Annotated in this window: 12 protein-coding genes and 1 tRNA gene; 5 read left to right on the top strand and 8 right to left on the bottom strand. The window is 60.5% G+C overall.

The annotated features are described in order from the left end of the window. Nucleotides 1–132: 132 nt before the first annotated feature. On the bottom strand, nucleotides 133–1,728 hold the full coding sequence (locus ASD63_RS16630; protein WP_034800843.1) for an ABC transporter substrate-binding protein: 1,596 nt from the start codon (nucleotides 1,726–1,728) through the stop codon (nucleotides 133–135). Between the two features lie 646 nt (nucleotides 1,729–2,374). Between ASD63_RS16630 and ASD63_RS16625 the strand changes: the two genes are divergently transcribed. Beyond that, the gene (locus ASD63_RS16625) at nucleotides 2,375–3,088 is read left to right on the top strand and encodes a helix-turn-helix transcriptional regulator (protein WP_051659566.1); all 714 of its coding nucleotides are present in this window, start codon (nucleotides 2,375–2,377) and stop codon (nucleotides 3,086–3,088) included. Nucleotides 3,089–3,098: 10 nt separating this feature from the next. Next, nucleotides 3,099–3,554: a response regulator gene (locus tag ASD63_RS16620; RefSeq protein WP_089044704.1), complete on the top strand. Its 456-nt coding sequence runs from the start codon at nucleotides 3,099–3,101 to the stop codon at nucleotides 3,552–3,554. Between the two features lie 64 nt (nucleotides 3,555–3,618). Here ASD63_RS16620 and rirA read toward each other — a convergent pair whose 3' ends face one another. Continuing rightward, the gene (gene rirA / locus ASD63_RS16615) at nucleotides 3,619–4,083 is read right to left on the bottom strand and encodes an iron-responsive transcriptional regulator RirA (protein WP_034801384.1); all 465 of its coding nucleotides are present in this window, start codon (nucleotides 4,081–4,083) and stop codon (nucleotides 3,619–3,621) included. 192 nt (nucleotides 4,084–4,275) lie between these two features. Between rirA and ASD63_RS16610 the strand changes: the two genes are divergently transcribed. Next, nucleotides 4,276–5,316, top strand: a complete 1,041-nt coding sequence (locus ASD63_RS16610) for a Fe(3+) ABC transporter substrate-binding protein (RefSeq protein ID WP_034801382.1) — start codon at nucleotides 4,276–4,278, stop codon at nucleotides 5,314–5,316. Between the two features lie 80 nt (nucleotides 5,317–5,396). Here the strand turns inward: ASD63_RS16610 and ASD63_RS16605 are convergent, their stop codons facing one another. From ASD63_RS16605 to ASD63_RS16595, 3 genes are all read right to left on the bottom strand, one after another. Beyond that, nucleotides 5,397–6,452, bottom strand: coding sequence for a M48 family metallopeptidase (locus ASD63_RS16605; RefSeq protein WP_034800842.1), 1,056 nt, complete (start codon nucleotides 6,450–6,452; stop codon nucleotides 5,397–5,399). Continuing rightward, entirely contained in the window at nucleotides 6,442–7,533 is a 1,092-nt protein-coding gene (locus tag ASD63_RS16600; protein WP_051659565.1) for a DUF898 family protein, read from the bottom strand. Before ASD63_RS16600 ends, ASD63_RS16605 begins: the two co-directional genes overlap by 11 nt. A gap of 232 nt (nucleotides 7,534–7,765) precedes the next feature. Further along, entirely contained in the window at nucleotides 7,766–9,262 is a 1,497-nt protein-coding gene (locus tag ASD63_RS16595; protein ID WP_034800841.1) for a CoA-acylating methylmalonate-semialdehyde dehydrogenase, read from the bottom strand. Nucleotides 9,263–9,390: 128 nt separating this feature from the next. On the opposite strand from ASD63_RS16595, the gene ASD63_RS16590 reads away from it, so the two are divergent. Continuing rightward, nucleotides 9,391–10,272, top strand: coding sequence for a LysR family transcriptional regulator (locus ASD63_RS16590; RefSeq protein ID WP_034800840.1), 882 nt, complete (start codon nucleotides 9,391–9,393; stop codon nucleotides 10,270–10,272). Nucleotides 10,273–10,303: 31 nt separating this feature from the next. On the opposite strand, the gene ASD63_RS16585 is transcribed toward ASD63_RS16590, so the two are convergent. Next, nucleotides 10,304–12,067, bottom strand: coding sequence for an adenylate/guanylate cyclase domain-containing protein (locus ASD63_RS16585; protein ID WP_034800838.1), 1,764 nt, complete (start codon nucleotides 12,065–12,067; stop codon nucleotides 10,304–10,306). Nucleotides 12,068–12,315: 248 nt separating this feature from the next. On the opposite strand from ASD63_RS16585, the gene ASD63_RS16580 reads away from it, so the two are divergent. Further along, on the top strand, nucleotides 12,316–12,516 hold the full coding sequence (locus tag ASD63_RS16580) for a hypothetical protein (protein ID WP_034800837.1): 201 nt from the start codon (nucleotides 12,316–12,318) through the stop codon (nucleotides 12,514–12,516). A gap of 49 nt (nucleotides 12,517–12,565) precedes the next feature. Here ASD63_RS16580 and ASD63_RS16575 read toward each other — a convergent pair. Further along, nucleotides 12,566–12,642 (bottom strand) — tRNA-His (locus ASD63_RS16575). 189 nt (nucleotides 12,643–12,831) lie between these two features. Beyond that, nucleotides 12,832–13,281 (bottom strand): phasin, encoded by a 450-nt coding sequence (locus ASD63_RS16570; protein ID WP_034800834.1) that lies wholly within the window; start codon nucleotides 13,279–13,281, stop codon nucleotides 12,832–12,834. Between the last annotated feature and the right edge of the window lie 99 nt (nucleotides 13,282–13,380).

Below are 13,380 nucleotides of genomic sequence, written 5' to 3'. Positions count from 1 at the left end.
GGCCAAGCATACAGCAAGTCGAAATGCCACAGCGACCTTTTGCGCTCCAGCCGGAACTCAGGGTCGCTATAGTGGATGCAAAGAGGGGCGCTTGCCCTTGGCAAACGCCCCCTTAAGGATCAGTTAACTAAATTACTCGGTGATGTCCACGCCGTCGAAGGCAAAATCACCAAGTGGGCTCTGAACGAAGCCCTCGACGTTCTTGCGCATCGGCACGACCGAGAGCGAGTGGTCGATCGTCGCCCACGGCGCTTCGCGCTTGAAGACGACCTGCGCCTCTTCGTAGAGCTTGGTGCGCTCTGCGGGGTCAGAGGTTTCCTTCGCCTTCTTCACGAGAGCGTCGAATTCCTGGTTGCACCACTGTGCACGGTTGTTGCCGCCGACAGCGTTGCAGCCGAGAAGCGTGTCGAGGAAGTTGTCCGGGTCGCCGTTGTCGCCGGTCCAGCCGAGGATGACGGCACCGTCACGATCCTTGGCCTTGGACTTGTCGAGGTATTCGGCCCATTCGTAGGAGACGATCTCGACCTTGACGCCGATCTTGGCGAAGTCCGACTGCATCAGTTCAGCTGCGCGACGGGCGTTCAGCATGTACGGACGCGAAACCGGCATTGCCCAGAGCTTCATCGACAGGTCCTTGACGCCTGCGTCTTCAAGCATCTTCTTGGCGACTTCGGGCTCGTAGGTGTCGTCTTCGATCTTGTCGTTGTACGACCACATCGTCGGCGGGATCGGGTTGACGGCCGGCTGGGCAGCACCCTGGAAGACGGCATCGACGATCGCCTGCTTGTTGATCGCCTTGTTCAGCGCCTTGCGGACTTCCGGCTTGTCGAACGGAGCCTGGGTCGTGTTGTAGGCGAGGTAGGAGACGTTGAGGCCGGCCTGTTCCATGACCTTCAGGTTCGGGTCTGCCTTCATCTTCGAAACGTCGGCAGCATTCGGGAACGGCATCAGGTGGCATTCGCCAGCCTGGAGCTTCTGGAAGCGAACCGAAGCGTCAGACGTGATCGCGAAGACGAGGTCGTCGATCTTCTGCTTGCCACCCCAATAGTCCGGGTTTGCCTTGTAGCGGATGACGGCATCCTGCTGGTAGGCGACAAAAGCGAACGGACCGGTGCCGAGCGGCATCTGGTTCATCTGCTCCATCTTGCCGTCAGCCTGCAGCTTGTCGGCATACTCCTTCGACAGGATCGAAGCAAACGGCATCGCGATGTTGGCGAGGAACGGCGCTTCCTTGCGCGTCAGGGTGAACTTGACGGTCAGGTCGTCGACCTTCTCAACCGACTTGATGACTTCCGGGAAGCCCATGCCGGCTGCGTATTCCCACGAAGCGCCAGCAATGTACTTGTTCCACGGATTGTCAGCCTTCAGCTGGCGCTCGTAGGAGAACACCACGTCGTCGGCAGTGAAATCACGCGACGGCGTGAAGAATTCGGTGGTCTGGAACTTGACGCCCGGACGCAGCTTGAAGGTGTAGACCAGGCCGTCGTCGGAGATCGTCCAGCTTTCGGCGAGGCCCGGCTCAACTTCGGTCGTGCCCTTCTTGAACTCGAGCAGGCGGTTGTAAACCGTGTGCGCAGCCGCGTCGAAGGTCGTGCCGGCGGTGTACAGGCCCGGGTCAAAACCCTCTGGCGAACCTTCCGAGCAATAAACGAACGTCTTCGACCAGGCGGAGCCGGCCATCAGCGTGGCAAGCGCCGTCGCTGCAAACAGAGTAGTGAGCTTTTTCATGAGCTTTGCTTCCCAGATTTGTTTTTGTTCTCGTGTTTTCCTGACGCGGAATGCCGTTGCCCCCGGTCAAGGCCGGATGGAACGACATTTGGCGTCGCATTGCAATAAGTCGCCGCAGAAATTTGTCTATGCGAAAAATTCGTCCGCAGGTAGAGCCGGGATATTCGTCCACTGTTTTAGAATCGCCTGACAAAACAGTACACCGCGGCACCTAAAATCCACGACGTTCCGGCCGCTTCCACAGGGTCTGCAGCCTCCCCCGCCAGCCCCTTGGGCGGCGCGATGCCACACCGGGGAAGCCACCTTGGTTCCGGGTGAATACCCCTACCGAGAATGCCGTGATCGTTGGCCGCACGAACACGCGATTCGGCCTCGACAGGTTTTCGTCAATCCCAAGATACTATGGTAGAAATCCCGAACGGGATTGTGCAATAAAATGTATACAAATTCGGGGGAGATATTCGACGTGCCCAGACGTCCTTGGGAGGGACCGGCAGCCGCCTTTTACAGCTTTCAGTCGCTCGGTGGGCTTGCCGAGGGACGCGCATGACCCTGCCTGTCGGCAATACCGGCAACGCACTTTGCCGATTGATCGCTGCGGCTCGCGGGATAAACTGCCGCACGACGATAAGGGGATAGCCAGTCCGTGGCGGCTTTGCTGGAAAATCACAGGCGATACGACCTTCGCGACGAGCTAGAGAAGGCGCTCAACCGCGTCGATTTCTTCCGCATTTTTCATACCATGGCATTGCGCTACGGCTTCAGCCATTTCGGCATTCTGCAGCTCGGCAACGAGAACGACGCCTGCATGCTGTCCACCCGCCTAGTATTGCACGACCTGCCATCCGGGCTCGCGGAGGAATACGACAAGCGCCATCGCTTTGGCGACTCCGTGTTTTACAAGACGCTGCACCGCTCGGCGATCTCGTCGGTATGGCGGGCGGACGACCCCGGCTGCGACGCCAGCCAGAACCTGCTGGTGCAGCTCGGTTTCGAACTGCTCGTCAGCGTACCGGTGCACGCAGCTTCCACCGGCGCGCGCTATGCCGTGCTCTTTCTCGGAGACGGGGAGGATATCGGCCGGGCCGAGCATGTGGCGCTCGCCTATGACGCGATCGCCGCCTTCGACTATTTCTATCGCATCGCGCTTGCCAATAAGGCCGGGATGGGACTGACGCCGCGCGAAACCGAAATCCTCAAGTGGATCTCGCACGGCAAGACGGCAAGCGAGATTGCGCTCATCGTTTCGGTGTCGGAGCACACGGTGAACTCACACACCGCAACGATCCTGAAGAAACTCGACGTCGTCAATCGCACCCAGATGGTGGCGAAGGCAATCCGAGAGCAGATCATCCAGTAGCAGCCGATGCGTGGCCGCGTTTCGCACCGCCACGCCCAACGAACGGGACGCCCGCCATCAGCAAGGGTATTCGGTCATGACGCGAAAAGCACACATCCTGCTCGTTGACGACGACCCGGCAGAAAACCTGATCCTGCGCGCGCTCATCCGCAAGGTGAGCAGCATCGACATCGAGCTGCACTACTGCCAGACGATCGATGATGCGCTTGCATTCCTGCGCTCGGGCAAACCCGTATCGATGATCCTGCTCGACAACCGTCTGCGGCCGCAGCTCGATTTCCGCGAGACGGTCCCGGCCCTCCGGCATCAGGGCTATATCGGCCCGATCGGGGTAATCTCAGCATCGCTCGCCGATGCCTATTTTCAGAATCTGGAGGATTACGGCGCCGATTTCCGCATCGACAAGGCTGAAATCGACCCCACTGCGATCGACTTCATATTGCGGGAATATCTACCGCAAGAGTAACACCCGGCGGCACTTCAGCCGCCAGGTCATGCCGCACCATTTGCGCGGGCGTTGCTCGGAGATATCAGGCCGCCGAGGTCTGCGGACGCTTGGTTTCTTCCAGGCCGAGCAGGAAGTTGATCTGCGGGCGCGCCTTGACCAGGTCGTCAATCGTGTAGCCCTGCAGCACTTCGAAGAAGGCGTTCAGCGCCTTGCGGAGCGCCGAGTTCAGGCCGCAGCTGTCGACGAGCGGGCATTCGATCTCGCCCGCCTCGAAGCACTCGGCCATCGCGAAACTGTCTTCCGTCACCTTGACGACGTCGAACAGCGTGATCGCCGAAGCGGGCTTCGGCAGGCGCACGCCACCGTTACGGCCACGCACCGTTTCAACGAGGCCGGCCTTGGTCAACGGCTGCAAGATCTTGAAGAGAAACAACTCGGAAACACCGTAAGCCCTGGCGATTTCGGGAATGCGGCTGAGCTTTTCCCCGTTGGCGGCGCAGTACATCAACATGCGAACCGCGTAGTTCGTTTGCTTCGTCAGACGCATCATTCACTCCGGCATCGAGAGGTTCACGAACTCATCATATAGGACGGATCGTAGTTTGGAACAATTCCAAAAAGCCAGAAAAGTCACTTCTTGTTGAGCGTTTACGGTTTCCTGATTGACTGTTTTCAGCGCTCCGGTCAGAAAGATGAGGAATTTTGTTAACTTAGCTCAAACAAGAAAATGGAGGAAGCGATGTCCGTTTCAAGAGCAGCGATGGGCGTTCTGTCCCTGACGGCAACCCTGCTGGCAACGAGCGCCGCCTGGGCCGATGGTGAAGTCAATATCTACTCGTACCGGCAGCCCGACCTGATCAAGCCGCTGCTCGACGCCTTCACCAAGGAAACCGGCATCACCACCAATGTGCTCTTCCTAGACAAGGGCCTCGTCGAGCGCATCCAGGCCGAAGGCGCCAACTCGCCGGCCGACGTGATCCTGACCGTCGACATCAGCCGCCTGACCGAAGCCAAGGATGCAGGCGTAACCCAGCCTGTCGTCAACGAGACGATCAACAAGGATATCCCGGCGCATTTCCGCGACCCTGAAGGCAACTGGTTCGGCCTCACCACCCGCGGCCGCGTCGTCTACGCATCCAAGGAGCGCGTCGCCCAGGACGACATCACCTATGAAGAGCTTGCCGACCCCAAGTGGAAAGGCAAGATCTGCACCCGCGACGGCCAGCACTCCTATAACATCGGCCTCTTCGCCTCGATGATCGCCCACCATGGCGAAGCCGAGACCGAGAAGTGGCTGACCGGCCTCAAGAACAACCTCGCCAAGAAGCCTGACGGCGGCGACCGCGACCAGGCCAAGGCGATCCTGGCCGGCGAATGCGACCTGGCACTCGGCAACACCTACTATGTCGGTCTGATGATGACCAACGAGAAGGAGCCGGAACAGAAGGATTGGGCAGCGGCGATCAAGGTACTCTTCCCGAACGCCAAGGACCGCGGCACGCACGTCAACATTTCGGGCATGGCACTCGCCAAGAATTCCCCGAACAAGGACAACGCGCTGAAGCTGATGGAATTCCTGTCGGAAGGCGAAGCCCAGAAGATCTACGCCGAGCAGGTGTTCGAATATCCGGTTCTGCCGGGCGCCGAGCCGTCTGACGTCGTGAAGTCCTTCGGCACGATCAAGCCGGACGAACTGCCGCTCGCCGACATCGCCGCAAACCGCAAGAAGGCTTCGGAACTGGTCGACAAGGTCGGCTACAACGACGGTCCGCAGGACTGATCAACAAGGCAATTGCTTGAATGCGAACAGCGGGCCATCGGCCCGCTGTTTTCGTTTCAACAAGCGAAATTCAAGGAGGCTCATTGCGCCTTGGCGCGCAACTCCGCGGCGTAGTCGAGGATCGCCTTGCGCCGCTCCGGCGTCCCTGGATGCGTTGAGAGAATGCTGGTGTCGCCGTGATCGTCTAGCTTCTTTTCAAGCAGGTCGAAGAAGCGCGCGGCCGCCGTCGGATCTCGCCCTGCCTTCTGCATCAGCTCGACCGAGTGTCGGTCGGCAGCAGTTTCTGCGCCGCGCGAATAGGAAAGCGACAAGAGACCAGCGCCCTGCACCAGGACGTCGTCCACGCCCGAACCGATATCGCCGCCGATCATCATGATGAGGCCGGCAACGCCGGCAGCACGGTAGATCTGCCGCAGACTATGTTCGAGCTCGACATGGCCGATCTCGTGCGCCAGCACGCCAACGATCATTTCGGTATCGTCCCCGGCAAGTTCGATGAGCTCGTCGGTGACGACCAGCGTGCCATCCGGAAGCGCAAACGCATTTGGTCCGACCACACCGCCCTTGCGGAAATTGAGCGTGTAACCGGCCTCGCCGCGGCCTGATCGGGCGGCGATTGCCTTGAAGCCGTCGCGGATCCTTTCCTGCCGCTCAATCGCCAGCTGCGTTTTGTCGAACAGTGTCTGATCCATCGTCTCCATCGTGCCCTTCGACATCATCTCCGGCACGATCGGCGGGGTCACGAGGACGGCGACCTCAACGAGCGCAGGAACCGCATAACGATAGATGGCAACGCCGCACAGCACGGTGGCTGCGACGACGGCGATGAGACGTGGACGAAAGCGCTCCCATTCGTGGATGTGGTTGACCCTGCCATTCAGCTTCAGAAAACGATCGACTGCCTCGTTGTCCGGCGTTTCGAACAACGAGCCGTCTGCAAATTCGACGCGACGCGGTATCGCTCCGACGCGGTCGGAAATATCGACACTTGCCAAGGTGCCACGGGCAAGTTCGGTGCTCGCATCGTCTACGGCCCTAAGGCTGCCCCCCTCTTCCAACAACCGCGAGGGCACCGACCGGCTGGAACCGGCCGGATGCCACTCGCCACGTGCGATCTCGATGCTGCTAGAAGCCAAAATCGAACCCTTCGAAATCCATGAATTCCGCTCCAACCGCCGACGCTTCCGCTTCGATTTCGCTCATCAGCGTTCCGACGGCGCCAAAGACGGTTACGCCCGTCAGGGTCCATTTGTAACGGGCCATGCGGACAGCCGCCCAAGGTCGCAGCAGGCCCAGCGTCAGGATGGTGACGACGAAGTTCGATATGGCGATCCACGTGTAGCGGCCCCGAGAAAGACCGCTGAGGAACCGATGTTTTCCGTCAAAAACCGTCGCCCCCCAAACGGCGTTGCGCACGGCTGCACTGTAGAACAACGCGATGACTGCGTAGAAAGACATGGACGCCACATATCCTGCGCCCAAGCCTACCCATCCCCACCTCGGATCGTTCAGCGATTGGAGCAAACTTGGCGATGCGCGAAGCGTTCCCATCAAGATCGCGAAGACAACAACGCCAAGAACCAGCGCAAGCCCCACACCCAGGAACATGCCGCGATAGAGCGGGCCGAACGGCGGGTTGGTCTCAAAGGCCCTGCCGCCAAAGCGCAGGTTCGATCCGACGTAGCGCCCAACCCATCGGCTTGCGAGCGGCGTCAGTAGGCCCAAGGTGATAATGGAAAGGAACCCGCCCAGAATGAACGCCTTGAAGGCACCGCCCATCGTGCCGACGAAGTCGAAGCGGACGTTGCGGTAGCTCGTCACCCGTGCGCTGAAGCGCAACCCGCGTGCGGCCAGCCAGGGAACGAAGAAGAGCGAAAGCAACAATAACGCGATGCCGACGATCGGAACGAATGTCAGCAGAAGATTGTAGAGGATCAGATAGCCGAAAACGATCACTCGCCCGATCAGGATCTGCTTGCCCTTGGCATGGTACTCGAAGGTACGGCCGAGCAGAACCGTGTTTCCGTAGAAGTATCGGTTGCGCCGGACTTTTGCCCAGGCGGAATAAATGCCAAGCGTGACGATCGTCAAAAACACGTTGACGATCCAGATGCCGAAATATTCCTTGCCGCTCCCCATGAACGAGAAACGGTGAAAATCGATCGACACGTCGCGTGTCGGCGCTGCTTGAAACGACGTCGCTTCGGCCACGACCATGATGGGCCCCTCCGTCCATCCTTTGTGCATCGGACGCGCCGCAAAGCGCTCCGGAGCACATGATCAAACACAAATCGTCTGGTGCGCCCCCGCCCGCCAGACTGCCGTTGGAGCAGCGATCAATTCACGACCCTTGCCCACGGTTCGCAAGTTAGTTGTGCCGTATTGCCGAATGCAACAAAAAAGGGCCTCCCGAAGGAGGCCCCGAGGCGGGAGGATCTTTATCCCGTTGTTACTTCATCGTCGGCATGACGAACTCGGCACCGTCCTTGATGCCCGAAGGCCAGCGCTCGGTAATGGTCTTGGTGCGGGTCCAGAACTTGATCGAGTCCGGGCCGTGCTGGTTGAGATCGCCGAAGGACGAGGACTTCCAGCCGCCGAAGGAGTGGTAGGCGAGCGGAACCGGGATCGGAACGTTGACGCCGACCATGCCGATGTTGATGCGCGAGGCGAAGTCGCGGGCCGCATCACCGTCGCGGGTGTAGATCGCGACGCCGTTGCCATACTCGTGCTTCATCGGCAGGTCGAGGGCTTCCTCGTAGGTCTTGGCGCGGACGACCGAGAGAACCGGTCCGAAGATTTCCGTCTTGTAGATGTCCATGTCCGGCGTGACGTTGTCGAACAGGCAGCCGCCAATGAAGTGGCCCTGCTCATAGCCCTGCAGCTTGAAATCGCGGCCGTCGACGACGAGCTTGGCGCCTTGCTCGACACCGCTGTCGATCAGGCTGCGGATGCGCTGTTCGGCTTCCTTGGTGACGACAGGGCCCATATCGGCCTTCTCGTCGGTGTAGGGGCCGATGCGCAGGCTTTCGACCATCGGGGTCAGCTTGCTGATCAGGCGGTTGGCGGTCTCTTCACCGACCGGGACGGCAACCGAGATCGCCATGCAGCGCTCGCCGGCCGAGCCGTAGCCGGCGCCCATCAGGGCGTTCGCGGCCTGGTCGAGATCGGCGTCGGGCATGATGATCATGTGGTTCTTGGCGCCACCGAAGCACTGGGCGCGCTTGCCGTTCATCGCCGCGGTGCCATAGACGTAGCGGGCGATCGGGGTCGAGCCGACGAAGGAAACGGCTGCGATATCCGGATGCGTCAGGATCGCGTCGACAGCCCCCTTGTCGCCGTTGACGACGTTGAGGATGCCTGCCGGCAGGCCGGCTTCGATCATCAGTTCGGCAAGGCGGATCGGAACGGACGGATCACGCTCGGACGGCTTCAGGATGAAAGCGTTGCCGCAGGCGATGGCCGGGGCGAACATCCACATCGGGATCATGGCCGGGAAGTTGAACGGGGTGATGCCGGCGCCGATGCCGACGGCCTGGCGGATCGAGTACATGTCGATGCCGGGACCGGCACCTTCGGTGAACTCGCTCTTCTGCAGATGCGGAATGCCGATGACGAATTCGCAGACTTCGAGGCCACGGATGAGGTCACCCTTGGCGTCTTCGATCGTCTTGCCATGCTCGCGCGACAGGATCTCGGCGAGCTCGTTCATGTTGGCGTTCAGAAGTTCGACGAACTTCATGAACACGCGGGCGCGGCGCTGCGGGTTGGTGGCCGCCCACTTCGGCTGTGCTGCCTTGGCGCTTTCGACGGCTGCCGAAAGTTCCGCGTCGCTTGCCAGCGCCACGGTGCCCTGCACTTCGCCGGTTGCCGGGTTGAAGATGTTGCTGACGCGGCCGCTCTTGCCGGCGACGCGCTTGCCATCGATGAAATGACCGAGTTCGTACATGAATGGTTCCTCCAGATCTTGATTGTGGCGGCATGATCGCACTACGATTTCAACAAATCAATTTCCGATATTCAGCAACCGTTGTGCAAAAATTGAAGTCCAACGGTTTTGTATAGGATTGTCGCACTGTGAACTGGGACGATGTCAGAATGTTTCTAGCCGTCGCGCGGACCGGACAGATCCTGGCCGCATCCAAGCGGCTCGGCGTCAATCATGCCACGCTCAGCCGTCGGGTGACTGCGCTGGAAGAGGCGATGAAGACACGGTTGCTCGTTCGTCGGCCGAACGGTTGCGAACTGACCGCCGAGGGCGAAATCTTCCTTGCGGCAGCCGAGCGCATGGAAACGGAAATGCTGGCGGCGCAATCGCAGATCGGCCGGATCGACACGGCGATCGCCGGCACGGTGCGCATCGGTGCACCCGACGGTTTCGGTGTTTCTTTCCTCGCACCCCGGCTCGGCCGGCTGACGGCGCGCTATCCGGAATTGAAACTGCAGCTCGTGCCGGTCCCTCGGTCGTTCTCGCTGTCGCAGCGCGAGGCCGATATCGCGATCACCATCGAACGTCCGGAACAGGGGCGCCTCGTTTCCTCGAAACTCACCGACTATACGCTCGGCCTCTACGCCTCGGCCGACTATCTCGAAAAGCACGGCACGCCGCAGACGATCGACGACCTCAGGGAGCACCGCCGCATCGGCTACGTCGAGGATCTGATCTTCACGCCGTCGCTGAATTTTTCCGCCGAGATCATGCGCAGCTGGGATGCCTCGTTCGAGATATCGAGCGCCACCGGCCAGACGGAGGCGGTGCGTTCCAGCGCCGGCATCGGCATTCTGCACAATTACATTGCCCGCCATGCGCCGGAACTAAAACGTATCCTGCCGGAAACGACCATCCGCCGTGCCTACTGGACCACCTATCACGAAAGCGCGCGCGATCTCGTGCGCGTTCGCACCGTCGTCGCCTTTCTGCAGGAACTGGTGACCGCGGAGCACCAGATCTTCATATGAAGCGCTCAAACGCCTGACGTCGGCGCCGCACCTATAGCGAAATCCCGGCCTCCCGCAGGCCGTCAATCAGCCGCGGAATGACGGCCGGATCCTCGTAAGGCATCGCCCGCTTGAAGTGGTCGATGGAAAAGTCCGGATTGACCTCGAAGACCTCGTGCCAGTAGCGCCGCGCCTCCTCATGGCGTCCGGTGCGGCCATAAAGACAGGCGAGATAGAAGCGCGTCATGTCCGAACGCGGTGCCAAGGCCAGGCGCCGCTTGAAGGCAATCTCGGCTTCGTCGAAACGGCCGAGATTGAGCAGGGTCCGGCCGAGGAAATGCAGCGCCAGGTCGAACTGCGGATCGAGCCTGTGGGCGCGGGTATAGAAGGGCAAGGCCTCCTCGAACTGGCCCAGGAAATCTCTGATCGTGCCGAGCTGCGTGTGGCCGCCGGCGGAGTTCGGGTCGAGCTCGATCGTGCGTTGGGCGGCCCGCTCGGCCTCGTCGAAGCGGCGCTTCCAGCAGAGCGCAATCGCGAGCGCGTGGTGGCCGTGGGGTTCATGCTCGTCGGTCTCGACGGCCTTCTGTGCAAGCTTGAGAGCGCGCTCGATATTGTCGACGGTGCCACCGTTCCACCGGTTGATGTAGTCGGTCATGGCAATGATCGCGAGCGACCCATACGCCGCGGCAAGCGCCGGGTCGATGGCGATCGCACGTTCGAGCATGCTGCGCGCCTCCGCAGACGATACCGCGTCGAACCGCAGGATCGCCTGGCGCGACCGTACGAGCAGATCATAGGCCTCCGGATCGACCTTGCCGCGCCCCTCGCGCCGCTCCGTTTCTCCGGCCGTCAGCTTCACCTTGAGCGCCGTCACGATGGTGCGCGTCACCTCGTCCTGAACCTCGAAAATATCCTCGATGCCGCGATCGTAGCGCTCGGCCCAGAGATGGCCCCCGGTGGTGCCGTCGATCATCTGAGCGTTGATGCGAATGCGGTTGGCGGCGCGGCGCACGCTGCCTTCGAGCACATAGCGAACGCCGAGGTCGCGGCTCACCTGGCGGATATCCGCCGACTTGCCCTTATAGGCGAAGGAGGAATTGCGGGCGATCACGAAGAGACCGGAGACCTTCGAGAGATCGGTGATGATGTCCTCGGTAATGCCGTCGGCGAAATAGCCCTGCTCCGGATCGCCGGACATATTGTCGAACGGCAGCACGGCGATCGACGGCCGGCTCGGAAGCTGCGGTGGCACCTCGGCGGCGACCTTGATGGGCGCGTCGGCATACTCGTCCGGCGACCAGCTCCAGATATGCACCGGCCGCTCGATGTTCTTGACCTCGTGATGGCCGCTGTCGACGAAAATGAGATCGATGCGGCCGTGCACATATTCGTGCACCCCGTCCGAAATCGCCACGCCGCCGGGCCTCGCAAGCGCCTCGATCCGGGCTGCGACATTGACGCCGTCGCCGTAGAGGTCGCTGTCGGCGACCATGATGTCGCCCATGTTGATGCCGACGCGCAGCACGATTTGCTGATCGTGGGGCACGTCCGCATTGGCGGAGATCATCGCCCGCTGCAAGGCAGCCGCACATTCGACCGCATTGACCGCGCTGGAAAACTCGACCAGCACGCCGTCGCCCGTTCGCTTGAACACCCGGCCCTGGTGGGTTTCGACGAGCGGTTCCAGCACTTCGCTCCAGCGCGCCATGAGCTGCGTATAGGTGGTTTTCTCGTCTCGCTCCATCAGCCGGCTATAGCCAACGACATCAGCAGCCAGGATGGCGGCAAGCCGCCGTGTGATGGATTCTTTGGCCATGGATTGCGACGCCTTACTGGGAATCCTCTTGGCGAAATTTTACCGGCGGATGAGCCCTATGTCCATTCGAACCGGATCCGACCCGCGCCCAAGCGCTAGCCCGAATTGGGTATTGCCGCGACAGGAACCTGGCGCGGTATCCCGACGTTGCCTTCACAGGGAATTGAGCTGCTTGCTCAAGGCGATGGCTGCGAGCACGCCGGTCGCAATCGGCTCGCGCTCCCATTTCGACAAAGGAGTGTGAAAGGATGCTTGTGTCCATACCGGGCCCGCCGATCCTGCCGGGTGAACTCACCAAGATCGACGATGTCTTCAAGGAAACACTAAGAGAGCGAGAGCTGTCGCGCCAGTCGGGAGAGGCAACGGCGCTCGCCGCCCGGCTGATCGAACTTTATCAGAATGGCGTACAGGACGTGGTGGCGCTCAGAGCCTTGGCCAAGCTGTTCTGAAGAAGCAAGGCGCCCCGCAAATCGCGATACCTATCGTATAGGGAAGAAATGGTACGGTTGGTGGGAATCGAACCTACGACCTCAGGTGCCACAAACCTGCGCTCTAACCAACTGAGCTACAACCGCACATAAAGCGACATCAGTCGCTTGGCGGCTCACATACGGAGACTTCCGTCGCTTTGCAAGCCTTAACTTGAGATTATCCTGGAAAAAATCCGGATGGCAAGCCATCCGGATTCTTGGTTTTGGGCGCAGATGGCAGAATTCGGCGACAGCAGTCTGTCGCCATCGTTCAGCCGGCGCGCTCGGTTGACTTTAGACCTTCTTGAAGGACGACATCGCTTTTTCAGCGGCGTCCTTGCCCGGCTTGGTGACGTTTTCGGCAACCTTCTTGGTGGCTTCCTGCATCGACTTCGCCTGCTCGACGGCGAGTTCGGCCTGCTTGCGGACAAAGCTCGTCTGCAGTTCGACGAATTCCGACAGCGACTTCACGCCGAGCAGCGCTTCCATGTGAGACAGCGAGTTTTCGGCATTGGTGCGCAGTGCGTCGATGGCCTTGAGACCGAGTTCGACGGAGCCGGTCTGGGCGCTTTCGAGCGTTGCTTCAACGGTCTTCGTTGCCTCTTCGGCAGCGGTCTTCATCTTGGCATAGGCTTCCTTCGACTGGACGGCACCCTTTTCCGCGAAGTCGCGGAAGCTGTCGGTGAACTTCGCCGGGTCGAAAGAGGAAAGGGAAAATACGTCGTCGGTCTTCTTGGTAGCCATGAAAGCGCTCCTTGGTGTCTGGCCCTCTTCAGAGGCGCCGTTGATTGATGCGCATTATATAAACTACTTGCTTGTGCATTGCAATAAAATTGTGCAGTG

It is taken from the genome of Ensifer sp. Root558 (genome assembly GCF_001427045.1).
GTDB lineage: Bacteria > Pseudomonadota > Alphaproteobacteria > Rhizobiales > Rhizobiaceae > Ensifer > Ensifer adhaerens.
This window is presented reverse-complemented; position numbering and strand designations above follow the sequence as displayed.

Coding starts and splice junctions, on each gene's coding strand:
- ASD63_RS16630 (WP_034800843.1), bottom strand. CDS start 1,728: ATGAAAAAGCTCACTACTCTGTTTGCAGCGACGGCGCTTGCCACGCTG.
- rirA (WP_034801384.1), bottom strand. CDS start 4,083: ATGCGTCTGACGAAGCAAACGAACTACGCGGTTCGCATGTTGATGTAC.
- ASD63_RS16610 (WP_034801382.1), top strand. CDS start 4,276: ATGTCCGTTTCAAGAGCAGCGATGGGCGTTCTGTCCCTGACGGCAACC.
- ASD63_RS16600 (WP_051659565.1), bottom strand. CDS start 7,533: ATGGTCGTGGCCGAAGCGACGTCGTTTCAAGCAGCGCCGACACGCGAC.
- ASD63_RS16595 (WP_034800841.1), bottom strand. CDS start 9,262: ATGTACGAACTCGGTCATTTCATCGATGGCAAGCGCGTCGCCGGCAAG.
- ASD63_RS16585 (WP_034800838.1), bottom strand. CDS start 12,067: ATGGCCAAAGAATCCATCACACGGCGGCTTGCCGCCATCCTGGCTGCT.
- ASD63_RS16580 (WP_034800837.1), top strand. CDS start 12,316: ATGCTTGTGTCCATACCGGGCCCGCCGATCCTGCCGGGTGAACTCACC.
- ASD63_RS16570 (WP_034800834.1), bottom strand. CDS start 13,281: ATGGCTACCAAGAAGACCGACGACGTATTTTCCCTTTCCTCTTTCGAC.